Origin of the sequence: Wolbachia endosymbiont of Drosophila pseudotakahashii, from assembly GCF_026015925.1 — a bacterium.
GTDB classification, from domain to species: Bacteria; Pseudomonadota; Alphaproteobacteria; order Rickettsiales; family Anaplasmataceae; genus Wolbachia; species Wolbachia pipientis.
This window is the reverse complement of record NZ_CP110359.1, coordinates 221,954-244,320: the sequence shown is the minus strand read 5'-3', so window position 1 is coordinate 244,320 and position 22,367 is coordinate 221,954. Positions and strand designations below refer to the sequence as shown.

At 34.6% G+C, this 22,367-nt stretch carries 17 protein-coding genes, 1 tRNA gene and 3 pseudogenes; 12 read left to right on the top strand and 9 right to left on the bottom strand.

All coding sequences use genetic code 11. The features are described 5' to 3' along the window. The first annotated feature begins 16 nt into the window (after positions 1 to 16). From ONI09_RS01230 to plsY, 5 genes are all read left to right on the top strand, one after another. A complete protein-coding gene (locus ONI09_RS01230) occupies positions 17 to 709 on the top strand; it encodes a phosphatidylserine decarboxylase (protein WP_265014176.1) in 693 nt (230 codons plus the stop codon). Continuing rightward, positions 706 to 1,476, top strand: coding sequence for a CDP-alcohol phosphatidyltransferase family protein (locus ONI09_RS01225; RefSeq protein ID WP_265014175.1), 771 nt, complete (start codon positions 706 to 708; stop codon positions 1,474 to 1,476). Before ONI09_RS01230 ends, ONI09_RS01225 begins: the two co-directional genes overlap by 4 nt. Positions 1,477 to 1,498: 22 nt before the next feature. Then, a complete protein-coding gene (locus tag ONI09_RS01220) occupies positions 1,499 to 2,842 on the top strand; it encodes an alanine/glycine:cation symporter family protein (RefSeq protein WP_265014174.1) in 1,344 nt (447 codons plus the stop codon). Position 2,843: 1 nt separating this feature from the next. Beyond that, on the top strand, positions 2,844 to 4,310 hold the full coding sequence (locus tag ONI09_RS01215; RefSeq protein WP_077188354.1) for an alanine/glycine:cation symporter family protein: 1,467 nt from the start codon (positions 2,844 to 2,846) through the stop codon (positions 4,308 to 4,310). Between the two features lie 147 nt (positions 4,311 to 4,457). Next, the gene (gene plsY, locus ONI09_RS01210) at positions 4,458 to 5,030 is read left to right on the top strand and encodes a glycerol-3-phosphate 1-O-acyltransferase PlsY (protein WP_007548744.1); all 573 of its coding nucleotides are present in this window, start codon (positions 4,458 to 4,460) and stop codon (positions 5,028 to 5,030) included. Here the strand turns inward: plsY and ONI09_RS01205 are convergent. The 3 genes from ONI09_RS01205 to ONI09_RS01195 all read right to left on the bottom strand — a co-directional run bounded on the left by ONI09_RS01205 (position 5,025) and on the right by ONI09_RS01195 (position 7,893). Beyond that, a complete protein-coding gene (locus tag ONI09_RS01205) occupies positions 5,025 to 6,845 on the bottom strand; it encodes a hypothetical protein (protein ID WP_265014173.1) in 1,821 nt (606 codons plus the stop codon). The two genes, plsY and ONI09_RS01205, sit on opposite strands and share 6 nt — an antisense overlap. Positions 6,846 to 6,897: 52 nt before the next feature. Next, positions 6,898 to 7,809, bottom strand: coding sequence for a cation diffusion facilitator family transporter (locus tag ONI09_RS01200; RefSeq protein ID WP_082246115.1), 912 nt, complete (start codon positions 7,807 to 7,809; stop codon positions 6,898 to 6,900). Positions 7,810 to 7,820: 11 nt separating this feature from the next. Further along, a tRNA-Val gene (locus ONI09_RS01195) sits at positions 7,821 to 7,893 on the bottom strand. A gap of 250 nt (positions 7,894 to 8,143) precedes the next feature. On the opposite strand from ONI09_RS01195, the gene ONI09_RS01190 reads away from it, so the two are divergent. The 5 genes from ONI09_RS01190 to ONI09_RS01170 all read left to right on the top strand — a co-directional run bounded on the left by ONI09_RS01190 (position 8,144) and on the right by ONI09_RS01170 (position 13,369). Beyond that, positions 8,144 to 8,917, top strand: a complete 774-nt coding sequence (locus ONI09_RS01190) for a collagenase (protein WP_265014172.1) — start codon at positions 8,144 to 8,146, stop codon at positions 8,915 to 8,917. A 27-nt stretch (positions 8,918 to 8,944) separates the two neighbouring features. Beyond that, the gene (locus tag ONI09_RS01185; protein WP_265014171.1) at positions 8,945 to 11,467 is read left to right on the top strand and encodes a surface protein-related protein; all 2,523 of its coding nucleotides are present in this window, start codon (positions 8,945 to 8,947) and stop codon (positions 11,465 to 11,467) included. Between the two features lie 17 nt (positions 11,468 to 11,484). After that, positions 11,485 to 11,640, top strand: coding sequence for a hypothetical protein (locus ONI09_RS01180; protein WP_265014170.1), 156 nt, complete (start codon positions 11,485 to 11,487; stop codon positions 11,638 to 11,640). Between the two features lie 501 nt (positions 11,641 to 12,141). Continuing rightward, positions 12,142 to 13,140, top strand: coding sequence for a collagen-like protein (locus ONI09_RS01175; RefSeq protein ID WP_265014169.1), 999 nt, complete (start codon positions 12,142 to 12,144; stop codon positions 13,138 to 13,140). Beyond that, complete coding sequence (locus ONI09_RS01170) at positions 13,115 to 13,369, top strand: collagen-like triple helix repeat-containing protein (RefSeq protein WP_265014168.1); 255 nt, start codon at positions 13,115 to 13,117, stop codon at positions 13,367 to 13,369. The genes ONI09_RS01175 and ONI09_RS01170 overlap by 26 nt, the downstream gene beginning before the upstream one ends. A gap of 1,161 nt (positions 13,370 to 14,530) precedes the next feature. Here the strand turns inward: ONI09_RS01170 and glyA are convergent. Both glyA and ONI09_RS01160 read right to left on the bottom strand, forming a co-directional pair. Then, positions 14,531 to 15,808: a serine hydroxymethyltransferase gene (glyA, locus tag ONI09_RS01165; protein ID WP_265014167.1), complete on the bottom strand. Its 1,278-nt coding sequence runs from the start codon at positions 15,806 to 15,808 to the stop codon at positions 14,531 to 14,533. A gap of 40 nt (positions 15,809 to 15,848) precedes the next feature. Beyond that, positions 15,849 to 16,937, bottom strand: a pseudogene (locus ONI09_RS01160) (MFS transporter); the annotation flags it as partial. Between the two features lie 223 nt (positions 16,938 to 17,160). Here ONI09_RS01160 and ONI09_RS01155 point away from each other — a divergent pair. Continuing rightward, a pseudogene (locus ONI09_RS01155) lies at positions 17,161 to 18,164 on the top strand (IS110 family RNA-guided transposase). Positions 18,165 to 18,187: 23 nt separating this feature from the next. On the opposite strand, the gene ONI09_RS01150 reads toward ONI09_RS01155, so the two are convergent. The 3 genes and pseudogenes from ONI09_RS01150 to ONI09_RS01140 form a co-directional block, all read right to left on the bottom strand. Beyond that, positions 18,188 to 18,559 (bottom strand): phage tail protein, encoded by a 372-nt coding sequence (locus tag ONI09_RS01150; protein WP_065095214.1) that lies wholly within the window; start codon positions 18,557 to 18,559, stop codon positions 18,188 to 18,190. A gap of 36 nt (positions 18,560 to 18,595) precedes the next feature. Next, a pseudogene (locus tag ONI09_RS01145) lies at positions 18,596 to 18,727 on the bottom strand (MFS transporter); the annotation flags it as partial. 153 nt (positions 18,728 to 18,880) lie between these two features. After that, positions 18,881 to 20,089: an MFS transporter gene (locus ONI09_RS01140; protein ID WP_265014166.1), complete on the bottom strand. Its 1,209-nt coding sequence runs from the start codon at positions 20,087 to 20,089 to the stop codon at positions 18,881 to 18,883. Between the two features lie 488 nt (positions 20,090 to 20,577). Between ONI09_RS01140 and ONI09_RS01135 the strand changes: the two genes are divergently transcribed. Further along, the gene (locus ONI09_RS01135) at positions 20,578 to 21,066 is read left to right on the top strand and encodes a hypothetical protein (RefSeq protein WP_265014165.1); all 489 of its coding nucleotides are present in this window, start codon (positions 20,578 to 20,580) and stop codon (positions 21,064 to 21,066) included. 45 nt (positions 21,067 to 21,111) lie between these two features. Here ONI09_RS01135 and ONI09_RS01130 read toward each other — a convergent pair whose 3' ends face one another. Next, positions 21,112 to 22,305: a pyridoxal phosphate-dependent aminotransferase gene (locus ONI09_RS01130; RefSeq protein ID WP_012673336.1), complete on the bottom strand. Its 1,194-nt coding sequence runs from the start codon at positions 22,303 to 22,305 to the stop codon at positions 21,112 to 21,114. Positions 22,306 to 22,367 lie beyond the last annotated feature (62 nt).

Here is a 22,367-nt window from a genome sequence, read left to right as displayed (position 1 = left end):
TATTGTTAATAAGATTATGTGTTTTGGTTTACCTAATATAAACAGGGAAGGTTATTCATTTATAGTAGTTTCCTTTATAGTAACGTGTATAGCATTCTCTATATCTTGGGGGTTTGGCGTTACGTGCTTGTTTCCGACATTATTGTGTACTTATTTCTTTCGTGATCCAGCAAGAGCTGTGCCAAACAATAAGAATCTTATATTAAGTCCTGCTGATGGTGTGATTTCAAAAATTGAAGAAGTTAATTATCCTTTATCAGCAGAAAACGGAGAGGAGAAGAAGTTTACGCTTGTTAGCATATTTTTAAGTGTTTTGAACGTCCATGTGAACCGTATACCAATATCTGGTACGATAAAGGAAATGAGTTATAAAAAAGGCAAGTTTGTATCCGCAATGAGCAATAGGTCTAGTAATGAAAATGAAAAGCAGGTTATTGTAATTGAATACGAAAAGGGGAAAGAAATTATTGTGGAGCAAATAGCTGGATTAATTGCACGTCGTATCGTTTGTAATTTAGGAGTATCCCAGAACGTAAAAGCAGGTGAAAGGTTTGGAATTATAAGGTTTGGCAGTAGAGTGAATATCTATGTTCCTGCTGATACAGAAGTCAGAGTTTCAGAAGGGCAAACTGTTATTGGTGGTGAAACAATTATAGCAAACTTAAATAAGGAAAACGTTCAAGAGAAGCTTACTTTTGACGTTATATGAATAACGATGGAAGTAACAGTAGATTCTTACCTATTACTAAATTATTCCCAAACTTTATAACTTTATTGGGTTTATGTTCTGGTCTCACTTCACTTAAATTTACATTTAATGAACAATGGGAATTCTCAGTAATTTTTATCACCATTGCAGCAATAATAGATGGAATGGATGGCAGAATAGCTAGAATTCTAAAATCAACTAGCGATTTTGGAGCCCAGCTTGATTCTTTTGCAGATTTTCTAAATTTTGGTGCAGCGCCTGCATTTCTTTTGTATTTTTGGAAGCTAAACGAAATCAAAGTCATAGGTTGGATTTTAGTAATGATATACGTAATCTGCATATCAATAAGACTTGCAAGATTTAATGTTTCGCTACACTCAGAACAACCATACTGGGAAAAATTTTTCTTTTCTGGTGTTCCAGCTCCAGTGTGTGCTTTACTTTCTTTGTTACCAATAATTATTACCTTTCAATCTCATGAGAGTGAATACTTACTTCTCATAGAGCGATTTTTTAACACAAGAAACGTAGCTTGTTACTTTCTGGCCATTTCATTTTTTTCGATAAGTCACATTCCAACTTTCTCTGCAAAATATATTTATGTTCCCAAAAGCCTATCCTATATATTTGTGTCATTTTTTGGAGTACTTATTGTATTTTTCATCAGTAAGCCCTGGATGACTCTACCAATTTTAGGTATAGTGTATACACTTACTATTCCAATAAGCATCGGGTTTTACATATATTTTACATATAAAACTCGTTAGCTAACAAAAAATAGAAAACTGCATGATTTTGAAGATAAGTGAACTATTAAATTCATTTCTGTATATAAGGATATTCAACATTCCATTTATAATTATTTGGGTAATTGCAACTGGAATCTTTTGTACTGCCCAGTTCAAATTCATTAACTTTAGGTTACTTAAATATGGAATACAGACGCTATTCAATCTAAAGTGTAATAACAGCAACAATGGCATAATCACTCATATTCAAGCGTTTGCAACAGTAATTTCAGGAACAGTTGGTCTTGGAACAATATCAGGAGTTGCAATAGCTATCACAATAGGGGGCCCAAGTGCAGTTTTTTGGATGGTAATTACCGGAATACTTGGTATGTCGATAAAGTTTGCCGAGGTGGTGCTTGCATTTACTTATCGCTCTGAAAATACAACTGGCGGGGCTTTTTATTACATGAAGTACGGGCTTGCAAAAATTGGATTTGCAAAAACTGGTAGATTTCTTGCCTTCACTTATTCGATTATGCTACTTATTGCAATGATTTTGGGCGGTATACCATTTCAAGCAAATCAAATAGCAGCACTATCAAATAACCTCCTAGAATACAACGCATCCATTATTATATCCCTGCTTGTCTTTATTGTAATATTGGGAGGAATAAAGCGCATTGCTTTCGTTTCAACGAGCTTAGCACCAATTATGATAGTGCTATATGTGGGTATGTGTATATATTTAATTTATGTAAACGGAAGTAATTTGCTGAATGCTCTATCCATAATATTCCAAGATATCTTCAATAAATCAGCTATAGGAAGCGGAGTATTGAGCGGATTAATAGCCGGAGTGAGAAGATCAGCGTTTGCTAACGAAGCAGGTACCGGAACAGCAGCTATAGCACATTCAGCTGTAAAAGAAGAAGATCCAATTAAAGTTGGGTGCGTTGCAATGATTGCACCACTTATAGACACAATATTAATCTCATTTTTGACTGGTATTGTGATAATTATCACTGGTATGCATAGCACTGATAACGTGGGTGATATTACACTAATTAGTTCGATATTTTCAACAGCTTTGCCCTTGTTCAGCAAGTTAGTTTTTCCGCTAATGATGTTTTCCTTTGCATTTTCCACAATAATAGCTTATTGTCACTACTGTGAAGTTGCTTTGCTGTATTTATTTGGTAGTAAAAAAATACTGATACCGTTCCAAATTCTTATAGTGGTTTCAGTGTATATCAGCTGTATGTCAAAGAATATAGAATTTATATCTTATCTAGGTGACAGTTTGTTTATGTGCCTTATGATTCCAAATGCTGTTGCAATATATCTACTAAGAAGGAAAGTTTTGAATACAATAGATTCTTATTACAATTCTAAAGGGTATTAACATGATTTATAGATTGCTTTGTATGGTGTTATTTTGCCTATTGTTTAATGATGTGTACGCTGCTTCAGGTTTTTACGAAAGTTATGACGCTGTGTTGAACGGAATAAATAATTTCATGAATGAAGTACTGTTTTTCAAGATCCTTTACGTGCCATTTATAATCCTTCTACTAGTTTTTGGTTATGTGTTTCTAACATTACGGTTTGGATTTCTCAACATAAGAATGTTTAAGCATGCATTTGCTATTTTATGTGGAAAATATGACACGAATCACCATGATGGTCATATTACGCATTTTCAGGCATTTATGACTGCACTTTCAAGCACAGTAGGTCTTGGAACTGTTGCTGGAGTCGCAATTGCAGTTTCAATGGGAGGGCCAGGAGCGGTGCCTTGGATGATGATTACAGGTTTTTTTGGTATGTCAGCAAAATTTGCTGAGGTAACGTTGGCGTTTAGACATAGAACAGAAGATCAGGACCAATTGTTTAGTGGTCCCTTTCAGTATATAAGGAATGGTCTGGAGGAATTTGGATTTAAAAAACTTGGTATTGTGCTGGCTGCCATGTATGCAGTATTCTTTGTATTATCAGGTCTTGGTGGAAGTGTAGCGTTTCAAACCAATCAAATGGTTTCAATATTATCTGGCTATTCAAGTTGGGTAGATGGTCACTCTTGGTTTCTTTCTTCCATAATCTCTGCGCTGCTTGCTCTAGTGATTATTGGCGGAATTAAAAGGATAGCTAGAGTATCTTCTGCACTAGTGCCTATTATGTCACTTATATATATCTTTAGTTGTATTATTATTATTGCATTTAATATTCATAACCTTGGTTATACGTTAAAAATATTATTTTCCACTATGATAGATTTCAATGCTGTTGGTGGAGGGATGGTAGGAGCATTTGTTGCTGGAATTCAAAGGGCAATCTTTGCCAGCGAAGCGGGTGTTGGTTCTGCTTCAATTACTCATGCAACAACTAAAGATGAAGAACCAGTAAGAACTGGGCTTGTTGCTATGATAGAACCATGCTTTGACACAATGTTAATTTGCTGTTTAACAGGAATAACAATAGTAATAACAGGTGCATACCAGACTAGTGTTGGTGAAGGGATATTAATTACTCAAAAGGCATTTGAGACAGTTTCTCCATGGTTTCCTATACTTTTAACCATAGCTGCACCTTTGTTTGCATTTTCTTCGGTAATTTCATTTGTATATTGTTGTGAAATGGGGTGGTTATATTTGTTTGGTGCAAAAAGTATAGTGATATATCGCATAGCGGTAATAATTGTGGCGTTTTTCTCTGGCCTTTCTAAAGACATAATGGCTATTGCTAATATTGGCGGAACTTTATTCTCTTGTTTAGCTCTTATCAACATGACAGCGCTTATACTGTTTAGTAATCAGATTAACGAGGAAGTTCAGTGCTACCTAAAAAGGCTGAGGAATAATAAAATCAATTAAATTTTGGCATATGCGGAGAGGTATAGCTATAATAAGTAAGATTTCCCTATGTCATACCGCGGATTATTCGCGGTATCTCAGCATAGATCCCGCTAACAAGCAGCGGGATGACGAAATTTTGCGATTATTAATCAGTAAATTTTACCTGTGTTAGTTATAGTCCTTACACTATCCTACATACTCGGTTCAATACCGTTTAGCTTAATTATTACAAGAATAAAAGGGATAAACTTAAGAGAAGTAGGTTCAGGAAACATTGGTGCTACAAACGTTGCAAGGACGGGAAATAAATTTCTTGCTGCTTTGGCATTATTTCTGGATTCCTTTAAGGGATTTATTGCCGTTTATATAGCACAACAATTTTGTGATAATAACGATTTTTATATATATGTATCTGCAATTTTAGCAGTTTTAGGACACATGTTTCCTATTTGGCTAAAATTCAGTGGAGGAAAGGGCGTTGCAACCACTCTAGGGATACTGATAGCATTTAACATTGATATTACTTTAGTATTCGTAATAATTTGGATAATAGTCTTTCTTGCCTTTAGATACTCTTCCCTTGCTTCACTCAGTGCTACTTCAACGGCTGTAGCATGGTCCTTTTTTTTTCAGAGGAATTTGTTCTTAACATTACTAATTATAGGAGCACTGGTCTTCCTAAAACACCACAGAAATATTGTGAATCTTCTGCAAGGTAAGGAAAATAAATTTTTATAAGTGTACTGACTCTGTTGCTATATTACTAACAGATACTTCATGCGAGAAACGACTTGAGACTACTTCTTCTACTTCTTTTATCATTTCTTCCATGTTTTTTCCACTTTTCTTACATGCATCATCAAGTGCTAATTTTAGTTTACGTATATCATACTCTTCTAGCATCTTATTCATTTCTTTTTTCGTTATCTCTAATTTTTTTAGTAAGATGTTCTCCATTATCTCTCTCTCATCACCTTCATACTGGCCACTTAGTCTGCTATATGCAATGCAACACTTCTTTTCTCGCGGCAAGGTTGACAGACCCCGCAATGTAACATCCACTTGAACTTCTATAGAGTTAACTTCCCTAGCCTTTTCAGCAGCTTCTGACCTAAATTTCTCAACTTCTCCTATTATTATTTTGTTAGCTATTCTTTTAGCTCCATCCAAAGATGAATCCTTGAGAGAAAAATCTGTCTCGAGTAGATCTCGATTTAATAGCTCTAAGAATACTTTTTTTCCGATGTTTTCGAGTAAACTTTCTTGGTCACCTAAACCATGCTCCTGCAGTTTATTTCTCATGTGCTGAACCAGCTCACAACATTGTAATTTATTTAACTTTATAGAGCTAATATTTTTCATTAACGTCAGCACAATTTGTTCACTATATTGAGAAGTAATACTCAATAATTTTCTCATTAAAGGAATACTTACTTCTGAAATAAAATCATCAACTATTTTTTGACTTTCATCATCTTCATAACCATTTTGAACGTCATACCAAGCCTTAAAAATTTCTTTATTGTTTTTCTTGTTTTTTAACCTGTCTAACATGAACTTACGTGCTTCATTTTGTGCTCCTGGAAGTAATATTTGCCTAGGAGGAGTAAATCTAATTTCTGGATCAGGATGAATACCCTCTAGCGTGCTTAACATTCTATAGATAATACCGGTGAAGCAAGTGTTAGGAATTCGCTCTTTTCTAGAGAAAGTTTGGCTATCAAGCAAATTTGTAATTAACGCGTCTTTTTTATTTTTTACAGCTTCTCTGTCTCCATCATTGCAGGCTTTCAGAACTAAAAGTAAAATCCGTCCACCTGTAAAGCGGGAGCTATACTTTTGATCATCTTTGCAAAAGTCATTTAAAAATGTAATTACCCTTCCTTTATCCTCATCACTAAATTGACGATAATTAAGTTCATTTAAATCATTAATATATTCAATAAATTGCTTAAATTCTCTATCATTAATAACGTCTTCGGATACTTTTTCACCATACTTATCTTTTAATTTATCAATATTTTTAATGATATCATCATTTAATTGATGGGGCAGTAAATGTTCAAGCTTAATATCAAAACTATTAACCATACCACGTAAATTTTCTTTTATACCTTCCAAAAAGAAATTTATAGAAGCTTTAAGCAGCGTAAATGGGTTAAAATCTTTTGGCCTTAGTTCACTCTGCAATAAAATTAATAGCATTGTAAGTGGTATAGTTCCCAGTAACGAAATAAGCAAGAAAGTGGTAGTGAAAGTTAGATATGTTATGAAAGCAGAAAACAAGAGGAAGGCTGCTACCTTGATTGTATTGTTCTTAAAAAATATTTCCCAATATTCCCTTTTGCTCATTTTTTGCTGTTTTGCCGTTTTTATTTCTTTGTAGATATAAAGAGTTTTAATTTCAGACCTGAAGAATATAGTACCAAGAGAAAAAAGAACATTAACGGGATTAGTGATAATGCTTAAAGAAACAAAAGCTGCAAAATAACTAACAAACTTTAGCTTGCTAGATTCCTTTGAAGGAAATTGTATTTGAGAAATGCCTATCATGGCCTACCTTTGACATCATTACACTCTAGTAATAGCATAATAATTTAAAACGTCAATGTTTAAGTATTTTATTATCCGCACACTCATCGTATTCGATCTCGACTGTAGAGTGTGCTATCTCGAACCTATTTAGTAGTATTTTTTTTATCTCATACAAAATATCAGTGTGTTGTGCATCTTGCTTTACTTTGGCATGCATGGTAATTATAAAATAATTATCAGACAGTGACCATGCATGTATGTGGTGCACATCTATCACTTCAGGTAATTCTGATGTGATCTTACTTTTTATTTCCTCAGTAGATATCCCTTCAGGTGTACCTTCAAGAAGTATGTGGCAAGAATTCTTTAGAATTTTGTAGCCACTATTCAAAATGATTACACTGACAAATACCGATAAAATCGGATCCACCATTTGCCATCCAGTAAACATGATAATTATGGATGCAAGTATAGCAGCTACAGAACCTAAAATATCTCCTATAACGTGTAGTACAGCACTTTTTATGTTTATATTGCTCTCGCATTTACTATGCAATATAAAAAAGACTATGATATTAGAGATCAGGCCAAGTGTAGCAATTACTAACATTACTTTCCACTCAACATTGACTGGAAAAATAAACCTCTTTATTGACTCAATTATAATGATTACTGCAATGAGGAATAGAGTTAAACCATTAACAAATGCTGCAATTATCTGCAACCGATGATATCCGTATGATCTCTGCAAATCGGATTTCTTAGCTGAAAACCTATGTGCTAACCAGCTTAAAACTAAGGCAAAGAGGTCAGTGAGCATATGCCCTGCATCTGATAATAGAGCAAGCGAATGTGAAATTATTCCACCTACTATTTCCATAAACATTGTTATCGCAACTATTATTATGGAATAGATTAAGCGCTTGGACTGCGCTGCTGAGTGTTTACCGTTATGCACTGCTGTCATATAAAATCTTTTCATAAACAAAAACGTGGGTAACACTGGGTTCGAACCAGCGACCGCTTGCACGTCAAGCAAGTGCTCTACCAACTGAGCTAATTACCCATCGTGGTTTTAGTATAGTGCTTTGGTGGAATGAAAGTCAATAAACCACTTTGCTTTTGTCCTTGTCCAATGTGATTCCGGAATATAGCTGTATAGAATTTCAGCCATATTCTAAATTTTACATATTAAGTTAACTATCTATACTTTATTTATTAAGATATAAATTATATTAATACAGGGATTTACGTTTTTTTTAGGGAAATTACTTTATGCTTGATATTGAAAGATCAGCAAATTAGAGGTTAAAATTATGACAATTAGTCAACAAGTAAATAAAAATATAACTAAAGCAGAATATTTCAACAATAACGGCAAAGGGTTTAATTCGCCACATGTTATAGAAGTTGAAGATTTAAATATTAAAGTAGAGGTTTATTCTCACAATTTAAGAGCAAGTAAAGTTGCTAACATTGAAAGTGAGATAAGAGAAACAGCTACTAATTTTAAAAACGCATTCGAGTTAGAACGCGGCAGTTCAGAACAAACATTTAAAATTTACATGTTTGATGACAAGGATGATTACACTCACCTTGGCGGAAGCGAGCGTTTCGGTTCTTACCTTGGAGACGAAGGTGGTAAATGTTACTACAAAGGGAAAGCTGACGTTTTTGCTGAAATGTACGTCTACCAGCAAGGTGGCGTTCATAACCTTCAGCATGAATTTGCACATGGTTTAACTTACTTGGCTACAGGAGGCAAATCTTTACCTACAGTATTAATGGAAGGAATTGCAGACTACTTTGAGCATCATTCAGATCATAAATTCAATTCTCAAGGATCAAGTATCGACAAAACTGAAGCTGCAAATTTGGATTTAGATAAAATTTTAAGTTTAGAATACTCAAAGGACAGCGAAGCAAATAGCTTGGTTTATAAAACAGGTCATGCGTTGATAATGTACTTACAGGAAAAAGATCCTAGTTTATTAAGAGACTACCTAGATGCTTTACGTCAAGGTAACTCAGATGAGTCAAAAAGTTTCTTGAAAGACATAAAAGGACACGATACTGACTTCAAAAGTTGACTTGCTGAGAATGATACAGAAACTGCAATGGAACATCTCAACGCTTTGCAAGTTACAAAAGGAGATTTCATAGCAATTGGTCAAGAAATAGTGGGTGGAGAAATTAAAAACGTATCCTACTATAAAGCAAATATAGAAAAAATGGATGGAGAAAACGTTGCATTTTATGATGTTGCTCGTGCTATAAATAGGGCAACAAATGATACACTTGATATATCAAAGGAATATCATTTCCTCAAGGTAGTAAAAACTTCCGATGGACAGGATAAACTAACTTACTCTGACCAACAAGGTAATGAATATCGAAACAGTCAAGAGTATAAAAATCAGGCTTTAAGGATATTATCAAAATATGATACAGAAATTAAGAATCAGGTAGATGAATTTGATAATTTGAATAAAGAACGTGGTGAAATGTATCAAAAATATCATAAAGGAGAGATTACTATTGAAGAGTTACGTAATGAGGAAAATACAAAATACAGACCAGCATTTTTAAAGTTTGATCAACTAAAAAACAAAGCTGTTGATAAGATTGAAAATAATTCCCAAGCAGCAAAAATATTAGATGGGCTGGTCAATATCGATCCAAACTTAATCAGAGGTACTCATATTGATCTACAAGAAGGTAAGATTTTTTCTATGCAAGCTCATGGTCAAGGAGATATGGGTGCACTGTCTATATATGACGGAAATACAAAGCTTGGAGAATTATTGAGCGAATCAGGATTTTTTAAGCAAGTTGAAGGCCAAACTAAAGAAACTTTCGTTTTTGAGGATATATTACACAACTTAAATGTTTCATACGAAGGTGGTGCTTACATGGCAGTTACAAAAGAAAACGGTCATTATAAAGCTTCCCTAATAGATGGCAGAACAGTTGAACGTGATGAATACTTTGATGAGGCGCATTTACATGAAAATGAATTGTTGCATCCTAGCACTGGACACATCCAAAAAGATTTAGATTCTCTGCTCCTTAGAGGTACCAAAATTTTGAATCATCAGGATTCAGAGCATGCCCAATATTCTGATGAGCAAAAGGCAAATGGAGTAATCGTAGAAAAAGGAAAACTACTGGATAATAAGGGAACAGATAGGACAGACGACGATGTACACGAAGCGGTTGTAAAACAAGGAGGCGAAAATTTACATACATTCAAAAATATGGGCTTTTATATTACCGAAAAAGGTGATCTATTTATTCATGACCATGGAGCAAATGTAAGGTTTCAACTACCACAAAGTATTACTCATCTAAAATTAGTGGAAAAAGACGGAACATATAAGCTTGTTCCGGTGACGAAAGATGGAAATGAACATCCAATAGGTATGCCAAATATATCAGATGAATATAGATACATAGATCCAATATTTGCACATGAATATGAAAAGAGAGATTATTCCCATAAACATGTAAATGTGGGCCTTATAAACTTAGAGAAATATGGCTCTGGCAAACTTTTTGCTATAAAGTACGACCCAAATGATTATCACATACAAAGAAACTCCAGCGGTGAAATAGTTAGAATAAAAGATCAAACATATTTCACTAAAGTAAAATTGTTTGATGGTGATGAAGAAATCGGAATGTTGTCTAATAACTTTCACAATTTCAAAGGGAAAATATTCTTTTCTGCTGACTACAACTACAGTTATAACGATTTCCTAGCATCTGTTTCTCCTCAAGTTGAAATTGAAGATATGGGAAATGGAAGTAAAAAAATAACTTTTGATCAAGGCAGTGGCGATATCGGTGATACTAATAGAGGCTACACGGACTATCAGAGAATATTTACAAAAGAGAAACAAACCGAAAGTCCAAAAGGGCAAGTAAGTGAAACTAAGACAGAAGTTCATAGTACTACTAATGTTGTTGCACAAGCTGCTGAAGAGAAAACTGCATCAAACGACAATAGTGAAATGCAGTCTGATCAGCCACAAATTCCAACAAGGGCAAAAAGGTCAGCTTCAGTGGAGGAGAAAGAGCAAGAACAGGTAGTATTAAAAGACACAATTCTCAAAATAGAAAAGAGCTACGAGCAGGACTCAGAAGGAAAGCACAAGGCAAATGTAACGATAGATTATAATGATGTAAAAGCCTTATATGATAGAGCGGAAGGAGCAGAAAAGCAATCTGTGTTAGATTTTTGGAACAAACTGCACACATCAGAATACAAGGTTGGTGCTTTGCCGGAAGACAAATACTATTTTGAAAAAGGCAAATTCGTAATCCACGATAGTGATACGAAAAAGCTTATAGTGTTACCTGAAGATAAGGTGTCCATCAAGATAATGAAGGATGGTGATAGTTATAGTTTAGCTATATCAAGTGGTAATGGCAAAGTAATAAGCAGCATTAGTAAAATAGATAATCCAAATTACGAATTGCTGTCAGATTCAAGTCATTTCAATTCAGGGGAGCAAGATAATATTGTATTATCAGATCAACATCACGAATATAATCTTTATCTAGAGAATGGTTTTGTGAAAATGTTCGATTGCGCAAGCGATCACATTTATCACGACCACAACTCAGCCTATATCTAATACATACAAGGAGGGCAGTGCCCTCTTCTTGTCATTCCAGTGTCAAGCACTGCCGTCTTGGATGGAAACCAGCGTCACGCCCTGGAATGACAGGGTTTGTCATCCGAGTAGCCCCTTCGGTGTCATCCCAGTGCCCAGACATTGGGATGGCTTTGTTGCATCGCTACTTATGAAAGGCTAACTATAGTTAGGATTATAAGCAACCTATTGAAAATCTTGTTTTTTTGCAATCAATCTGATCAAATTTAAGAATAGTAATTTGTTATTTATATTAATAAATTTAATTCTATTGAAAATAGCTAAAGCATTGAAATTCTTGAATTTTAGCCAGATTAGTGAGTGGTAGTGAAATTTCTTTTACTCAAATTTAGGTATTCACTGACCGTTCTTGTTATAAATACCAGAATAATAAGCTACTGATATTCCCTATCTTTTTTATCTTTAATCCATCATAGCTAGCGATGCAACAAAGCCCACTGGGATCCAGAAAACTTAACTTTAAATAAGTGGCTGCATAATAAAGGCTGGATTCCAGACTGGAATGACATCATCTGCTACACACTTGAATGACAAGAGAAGAATTCTGAAACAACAAGTTTCAAGGAAATCTTATGTAAAATCTAACATTAACGAAAATTATACTATTTTCATGCATGCTATGGTTTTTGTAATTAATGGAGGGTGATATTGCGTTGAGTGAAAAATTGAGTACAATAGAAAACCTTGCAACTAACAAAAATTTTTTAGGAAAATTGATAGTGGAACTCAATAAAGGTGCTAATGATAAAGGTATATATACTAAAAAAGGTGTGGATGATGAGTTGAGAAAGAAAGCTAATACTGCAGATGTTTACACTAAAAGAAATGTAAATGATGAGTTGGCAAAAAAAACTGACAAGAATTACGTCGATGCTGAGCTAGGAGAGAAAGCTGGTGCAGCTGATCTAGCCAACAAAGCTAATACTGCAGATGTTTACACTAAAACTGATGCAGACACTGCTTTTGTCAAAGCTACAGAGCTTAAAACAAAAGCTGCAGCGAAAGATGTCGTGGATGCTATAATTGCTTCTACTGATTTTACCGATAAAGTATACACTAAAAATGATGCAGATACTGCGTTTGTTAAAACTGCAGATCTTGCAACAAAAGTTGCAAAAAAAGCTGTTGTGGATGCTTTAATACCAGAATTAGCAAAAGGTGATGATGATAATGGTATCTATACTAAAAAAGGTGTTGATGACACGTTTCTTAAAACTGCAGATCTTGGAACAAAAGTTGCAGAAAAAGCTGTTGTGGATGCTTTAATACCAGAATTAGCAAAAGGTGCTGATGATAAAGGTATCTATACCAAAAAAGGTGTTGATGATGCATTTGTTAAAACTTTAGGACTTACAGATACGCTAAAAACAGAAGTAGTAAAACAGCCTGTTGTGGATGCTACAACTGCTTCTCCTGATTTTACAAATAAGGTATATATTAAAGCTGCTTCAGCCGATGAAGTTTACACTAAAACTGCTGCAGAGACTGCTTTTGTTAAAGCTACAGAGCTTAAAACAAAAGCTGCAGCGAAAGATGTCGTGAATGCTATATTTGATGCAAAAGACGGCGACAAATCAATTTTAGTGGATAAATTAGGAGGATTTCTTGATGCTACTGACAACAGCGTATGGTGACAAAAATGATCAAACAGCAAAGGTGTTCTTAGGAGGTAAAGGGCTAAAAGGGGAGACAGGAGCCACTGGTCCTAAAGGAGCAGATGGTAAAGATGGAGCTCAAGGCCCACAAGGAGAGAAAGGGGAGACAGGAGCAGATGGTAAAAGTCCAACAGCTGCTGAAATAGCTACTGAGAAAGCCTTACAAGAGCATGTAACAAAGATAAGCAATACAAAGTCCAGAATTTAAAAGAGCTGTGCAAGAGGAAATGTCACAACCGTATTTTGAGCCTCCAACAAGTGATGATGCTGCACTTAATTGGACTTGGTAATACAGCTTAGATCCAAGTAGTCACGCTACTTGGATGACGTCATATGGTCCTCTGATGACGGAAAAAGGACTCGGATAACACCCTACAATGTCATTCCAGCGCGTGACGCTGGAATGGCTTTGTTGCATCGCTACTTATGAAAGGCTAACTATAGTTAGAATTATAAGCAACTTATTGAAAATCTTGTTTTTTTGCAATCAATCTGATCAAATTTAAGAATAGTAATTTATTATTTATATTAATAAATTTAATTCTATTGAAAATAGCTAAAGCATTGAAATTCTTGAATTTTAGCCAGATTAGTGAGTGGTAGTGAAATTTCTTTTACTCAAATTTAGGTATTCACTGACCGTTCTTATTATAAATACCAGAATAATAAGCTACTGATATTCTCCATCTTTTTTATCTTTAATCCATCATAGCTAGCGATGCAACAAAGCCCGCTGGAATCCAGCCTTTTCATAATCATTAAAATGTTGTATTTTAACATAAAACGGCTACTTTTATGCTTACTAACTTAATAAAATTCCTGGATCCCAGTGTCTGGGCACTGGGATGACACCCTACTAGCAGAAGTTACTCTCAAATGTTTGTTCATGTTAGCTACAAACATTAAGAAATTTACCAAACGAAAAAAAGGCAAAAGAAGCCCCAGTCATTGTCTATTTTCAGTATTGGCGTTTTTTAAGTCTTAAACACTGCAATTTAGCTGCTTTTAAATGCAACTCATCTTAGTTTAAATGTTTAAGAAATTTACTAAGCAGAAAAAAAGGCAAAAGAAATCCCGTATTAGCTAGTTGTCACTCTCCAATCCTGCAAATTGGCGTGCTATACTGTCTTAAACGCTTTATAAGCGCGCTTCAGCTTATATAGGTAAAAACCCAGAAATGTTGTGAAGACGTAGGGTGCGCATAATGCAAAAAATTAAAAATAAGACGCCAATTACGTAATACTGTTGTCGTTTAATCTGCACAGATTGAAGATAAATGAATACCTTCAGTTTCATGATAAGAGGGCTGGCGAAGGGTGTCAAGTAAGTTTTTTCGTTTCTACCAGCTACTTGGATGACACCACATAAATTAATAAATAGGAAAATTACTACAAATCCTTTCAACTTTAGCTTTTACTGCTTTTTCGACACTTGAGCTATTTCCGCTGATTAATCCTTGAATTACTTCATTTATTAGACCAGCTATCTCTTTAAAATTTTCTGCCTCAAGTCCGCGTGTTGTCTCAGCAGCGGTGCCAAAACGGAGCCCTGAAGTGATGGTCGGCTTTGCTGTATCAAATGGTACAGAGTTTTTATTACAGGTAATACCGGATCTCTCAAGGCTATCTACAACGTCTTTTCCAGTTAATTTCTGCGATCTTAAGTCAACTAGCACTATATGAGAGTCAGTGCCACCGGTTATAATGTCAAGTCCATGCTTTTGCAATTCTTGAGCCAGCACTTTCGCATTTTCCACGACTTTCTTGCTATAAGTCTTAAACTCTGGTGCTAATGCTTCTTTAAATGCAACAGCTTTTGCAGCTATCACATGCATAAGTGGCCCGCCCTGCAATCCTGGAAAAACTGCGGATTGAATTTTTTTGTGTAATGCTTCATCATTGGTCATCACTATTCCACCACGAGGACCACGCAAAGTTTTGTGAGTCGTGGAAGTCATAACATGTGCATATTCAGCAGGGGATGGATATTCGCCCGCTGCAATAAGCCCTGCATAGTGAGCAATGTCTGCAAGCAAATAAGCACCAACTTTATCTGCAATCTCGCGAAAGCGTTTGAAGTCCATTTTTCTTGGATAAGCAGAAGCACCAGCTATGATCAATTTCGGTTTATGCTCCAGCGCCAGCTTTTCTATCTCATCCATATTGAGCAGATAAGTGTCTTTATTTACTGTATATTGAATCGACTTAAACCATTTACCAGAAAGGCTTGGCGCCGCACCATGAGTTAGGTGCCCACCGCAACTCAGTGACAATCCAAGTATTGTATCACCTGGAGTAAGCAGTGAAGCAAACACGGCTTGATTTGCCTGAGAACCAGAGTGAGGCTGAACATTTGCAAATTTTACACCAAACAACTTACAAAGTCTTTCTATAGCCAGACTTTCAACTTTGTCCACATGCTCACAACCACAGTAATATCTTCTGCCTGGATAACCTTCTGCGTATTTATTAGTCAGAAAAGAGCCTTGTGCCTCCATTACCGCTTTGCTTGCAAAATTTTCTGATGCAATTAATTGCAATTGTGATTTTTGGCGTTGTAATTCTTTTTCTATAAACTGATAAACCTCGTTATCAAAAGACTTTAAACTATTTTTAGAGCCACAGATTTTCTTTAAAACACTCATCATAGATCAAACCTCGCTTTAATTTTAAGATGCACAAGCAATTTTAAGACTGCTTGTCCTGCTTTTTTAACCATAAGAGCCCAAAAACAGCTATTAGCAAACATACAGGAATAATAGATGTTGCTTTTATCAGCAATTCAGCACTATAAATAGGACTTCCATGTATAATCGCTTTATCCCAATAAGAACCTATTACCTTCGCAATTCCAGTGTGAAAGAGGTAGCCAAAAACCATAACTATCATATTTGATACAGCTGTAGTTAATCCTATTAAGTTATTATTTATATAACTTAATGCTTTGTACAGTGTTACTATTTGATATCCAGAAGCGAAACCTATAACAAGAAGTGCAGGCAATACAATATACAATCCGCCAGCCCGTGTAAAAAGTAAAAGGAAACTAGCAATCATTGCAAAGGAACAGACAATAATAACTTCATAATGTCTATTTGGGTATTTTTCTAATATGTGAGCAAAAGAGAGCAATCCAGCTGCAAATCCTACATATATAACAGAAGAAATTGAAGACGCTAGATCACCGGCCATTTGATATACCTCACATAAAAAAGCTTTTGTCCAAGCATCAGCAAAACCTTCTAGTGGACCTACCATTAAGCCACCAAAAAAACTAATTAGAATGATATATTTATTGAAAAGCACAGTTTTTAGATCCTTCATGCTAATTTTTTCTTTTCGAAAGTCGTAAGCATTGTAAGGAATAACTAAAAATAAAGATAAAGCGAGTAAGAAACCAAACCCTGAAAGAATATAAATTACGTAATTCCAACCAAACTCATCAGGCAAAAGTTCTATTGGTAGACCACCATATATTGCCCCTAATAGCCCTATAATAACAGATATGCTTGCCATTTTTGCTGATTTTTCTCGCGAAAAATACATACTGGCAACTTTAAATACTCCTATTGCTGACGCAGACGAGCCAATCCCAACAATTATTCTACCTAATACTGAATAATACCACTCATCAAAGCACACAAGAGGTAATGTTCCAATAGATACCAAGACAGCACAAATAGGTAAAACAATTTTTGGACCGAATCTATCAAAACAAAGACCAACAGGGATATGAACTAGTGTAAATCCCACATAGTAGAGACCATTAAATTGCCCTTGTATCTTGTCAAAAGCATCTAATGTTTTAAGCTTATGCATTAGATGGAGAAGGGAAGAACTTTGTAAATTGCCCTAGATACAAAATCTGTGTTTTAGAAAAGAGCTCCCTTCTCAAAAGTAGAGGCTGGACGGTATCGTAGAAAGACCTAAATGGTTCTAATTCTGTATTCACAAGGTTAGCCTTACTTTTCATTTTAAATGGTAACGTATGAGGTTATATATGATCAACAACTTTTTAGGTATAGACATATCAAAAGATCGCTTTGATATTTTTCTCTCATTTATAAGTAAAAAAGGAAAACGTGAAACTAGGAAAAGGAGCTTTAAGAACGATGATCATGGGTTTCAAGGTCTGCTGAGCTTTCTACAAAAACATAATATAGAACAAGCAAAAGCCTGCATGGAAGCTACTGGTTGTTATAGTGAAGCTCTGGCTGAATTTCTACACAATGCTGGACATTTTGTTAGTGTTGTAAATCCTTATTGTATTAAGTCTTATGCAAGGAGTAAGCTTGTACGACAAAAGAATGACCAGATTGATGCAGAGATTATTGCCAAAGACAGGAACCAACTCGCTGGACACCACCTTCTTCTGAAAAGAAAAAATTAAAGCATCTTTATCGTTGCTCAGCTGCATTAAAAGATGGATTAACATTCGTAAATAATCATTTAGAAAAGAAGGAGAGACTGCCTGAAGAAGTTGCAAATGCTTGGGAAAACCTTGCAGTGAACATAGAACAATCAATAGAAACAATAAAAAACTCCATACGTGAACTATTAAAACAGCACAAAGAGTTGTTGGAAAACTTTCAACTCTTATTGACTATTCCAGGAATAGGAGAGGAATCAGCAATAGCTATTTTAGCTGAAATTCCTGACATAAAAGCTTTTATAAATGCCAGACAATTGGCAGCATATGCTGGAACTATACCACGAAATATAACATCAGGATCATCTGTATATGCCAAGCCCAGATTAAGTAAATCAGGTTCACGAACATTGCGTAAAGCAATATATTTTCCCGCTATAGTAGCTAAAAATCACAACCCTATTATTGTGATTTATTGCGAGAGGTTAAAAGAGAAAGGCAAGCATAATATGGCAATTGTGGGAGCTGCAATGCGTAGGTTACTTCATGTAGTTTTTGGTGTTTTAAGTTCAAAAAAGGCCTTTGATCCAGATCATATCAAGAACTATAGAACTAGGAGGTTGACTGAAGTTTAAAATCAAAAATTGAATGTAGTTGGTTAGTGAATATGTGTACCACTATAACTCTTTAAACTTAAACTAAATTCAACTTTTTTCGGCAGCCCACCAGGAAAAAAAGATATCTGTCTTTCCTCTAATTGTGTAATCACAAACTGTCCTAAAAAATTACCTAAACTATCTACTAAAGTGTGTGGGATCTGATCTTTTTCAGCTTCTTTCATATTCTTTAGTTGATTTAGCCCCTTAAGACTATTAAGGTAAATGGTTATTTCTAGCTCTATATTTTCTACTCCTTGTCCTATGTTTTGAAGTGACGGCATTACATCAATACATTCAATTACGCTCCAGCGATTCTTTTTGTTATACTTTAAACTTGTTGGAACAAACTTATATGGACCAAAAGATAACATTTTTATATTTTTCTCGTTGACTTACAAGACGGTATCTAAATCTGCAATGCTTATATTAAATTTTGTTATTAATACAGGCGCAATTATGTTTGGCATGACACGTAACACATACTGGTACGCATAGAAAAGAGATACTATCAACCATACAAAAAAATTACTTTTCGACATACCTACCACCTAATAAAACCCAATTACAATTAAAACAAAAATATCAAAGTAAAATAAAGTATTATATTTCATAATAACAAGAACCTTAAATTAGTACATCTAACGATTTTATCATACGAGCCTTCGATAAATTATCTACTTATTACAATCAACTTATCTAAAATCTTTATTTTTTAACCATAAGAGCCCAAAAACAGCCACCAGCAAACATACAGGAATAACTGATGTTGCTTTTATCAGCAATTCAGCACCATACACAGGATTTCCTTGTATTATTGTTCTATCCCAACACAAATCTACTATTTTTGCGATCCCAGTGTGAAAAAAATAGCCAAAAACCATAACTATCATGTTTGACACAGCTGTAGCCAGGCCTACTAAGTTATTATTTACATAACTTATCGCTTTGTAAATGGTAACCACCTGATATCCAGATGTGAAGCCAATAATAAAAAGCGTAGGTAATACAACATACAAGCCACCAATCTGATTAAAAAGCAAAAGAAAACTAGCGATCATTGCAAATGAGCATGCAATTATTACTTCATAATGCTTATTTTTATATTTTTCCAATAAATAAGCCAAAGAGAATGATCCTGTTAACATTCCTATCAATATTACGGAAGAGAGAGAAGATGCCAAGTCTTCATTCATTTTATATACTTCAAAAAAGAATGCTTTCACCCAACCATCGGCAAAACCTTGCATTGGACCGACCATGAGTCCACCAAAAAAGCTAATTAGAATAATATGCTTGTTGAAAAGTATGTTTTTTAAGTCTCTAATGCTAACTTTTTCCTGTTGAGCATTGCTTTCAGGCGTTACTAAGAACAGCAACAGAGCAAGTAAACACCCAAATGCTGAGAATGTATAGATAACATAATTCCAGCCAAATTTATCGAGTAAGAAGTCTAAAGGTAACCCGCCACATATCCCTCCCAAAATTCCTATAATTATAGATAAGCTGGCCATTCTTGCTGATTTTTCTTGCGCAAAATACATGCTTGCAACTTTAAAGATTCCAATTGCCGAAGCGGATGACCCAATTCCCACAATTATTCTTCCAATTATTGAATAACTCCACTCATCAAAGCATATAAGCGGTAGTGTTCCGGTAAATGTCAAAACGGTACAAGCAGGTAAAACAAACTTTGGTCCAAATCTATCAAGGAAAAGACCAATAGGTATATGAGCTAGCGTATAGCCTACATAGTATAACCCACCAAACTGGCCAACATCTGCAATACTTATGTTAAATTTTGTTATTAATTCAGGCGCAATTATGTTTGGAATTACGCGTAATATATATTGGTATGCATAAAACAGTGACGTCAACAACCAGATTAAAAAATTCCTCTGCAATACTTTACCCCAAAGCTAGCATTATAGATACTCTGTTTATAGAAAACAATATTTTTATGAATACTTATTTTAATTTACCGGAATTTTATACAGTTGAACTCATAGCCAACATAAGTAGTTTATGCATTAACTAAATTTTCCAGGTTCAAGTTTGGATGATAGAAAAAGTTCACTTTTTCTATTTTTAAAAGAGACCTTTTATTTTACTTATAATTTTTTCTACCATATCTACAACTGGCTCATGAATAAGGTATATGAAAAAAATTACACCACAAATGATAAGTATATTTATGATTTTACCCTTATTCATCTTTATCTTGAGCTTCACTTTTGTTACAAGATCCATTTTATTTATGTTTTTATTTCATGCTGACAATTATATCTTAAATACCATAATTTTCAGTAAAATTTGACTTCAGAAGTATTCTATTAATTCAATATTAACCTTTTTATGTGTAAAATAGTTAATATAATATTAAAGCAGGCTGATGAATATAAGCACGATAGATAATACGCTGCAAAATTACATAACAAAATACATTGAACAAACATTCGCTACACACGTGCTAAGCAATAGATACGACAAATTGTATAGGAAACTTCTAAGTGGTATAGAAGAGATAATAAAGCTTGCTGTAAATGAAGCAAAACACTACGATGAAAATTTAGAAGATCTATATAACGATTCAAGATTTAATAAGAAATTTATTCAAGCTGTTGCTAAACATCAGATGTCGGAATTTTTAAATACTTATCCGAAAAGAAAAGAAATTGTTGCAGAATTTTACAATGAACATCACATTAACGAAAGCGATTTAAAGACTCTGGAAAAGGGGAAAGATTTAGTAAATAAAATAAATAACATTAACTTACTGCAACAAAATGAAAAAAATGAGGAATTCAATATTAGAAAGACACTTGCTCAATCAATAAAAATGCCTTCCATAGAAAAATACAAGTTAGAACATTCAAAATAACCTTGGCGAAGTATGGCAAAATATACAACTTATGGATAGTCTATTTCATTTTAACTCCTGGCACGCTTTAGTAATACTATCACACCCAATTTCTAATTGTTCCTGAGAGGTTGCATAAGAAATTCTGATAAAATTTTCTAGACCAAATGCAATTCCTGGAACCACAGCAACCAAATGATCTCCCAGTAAGTATTCAGTAAAATCTAAATCATTATTTATTATCTTACCACTTTTTGTGCTTTTACTGAGCAATCCTTCACATGAGACAAATAAATAAAACGCACCTTGTGGAACAGACGCTGATAATCCCGGGGCAGAATTTAGCTCTTTCACCATAAAATCTCTACGACTCTTAAAAATCCTTGTTCTTTCTTTCAAAAAACTATGATCACCGTTTAATGCTGCTGCTGCTGCTGCTTGTGCTATCGAATTTGGATTAGAAGTGCTTTGAGACTGCAGCGTAGAGATAGCTTTTACCACATCACTTCTACCTGCAATATACCCTATTCTCCAGCCTGTCATTGCATAGGCTTTTGATACTCCATTGACTACAAAAACTCTATCATAAAGCTTCGGCTCAACCTGAGCGATAGTAAAAAACTTTTCGTCGTATATTATATGCTCATAAATATCATCTGTAACGACATTCATATGTGGATATTCAAGCAATATTTGTGCTATGTCTTTCAATTCATCACATGTGTACACAGCTCCTGCAGGGTTGTTCGGTGAGTTAAGAATTAACCATTTAGTTTTTTTAGTTATCCTGCTTTTCAATAATTCCGCTGTCAGTTTAAAATTTTGTTTGCATTCTACTACAACTGGCAAGCCGCCAAAAAGACTTACCATATCAACATATGAAACCCAATAAGGAGCTGGAATAATAACTTCATCTCCAGAGTTAATTGTTGCCATGAACAAATTGAATAACACCTGCTTAGCACCTGTACCAACACAGATTTGGTTAAGCGTGTACTCGAGGTTATTATCCTTTCTTAACTTATTAATTATTGCTTCTTTCAGCTCACGCGTTCCATCAACAGCAGTATATTTAGTCTTACCTTCACTTATTGCTTGAATAGCTGCTTTTTTTATATGATCTGGAGTATCAAAATCCGGTTCTCCTGCAGCTAAAACACAGATCTTTTTTCCTTCATTTTTCAACTTATTTGCCTTATCAGTTACAGCAATCGTAGGTGATGGCTTTATTAGGAACATTCTTTTTGCAAGGTCTGACATATTTTAATGAAGCTAAATTTAAATGATAAACCCCGTACAACAAAAAAGCTAGGAATTTTGTG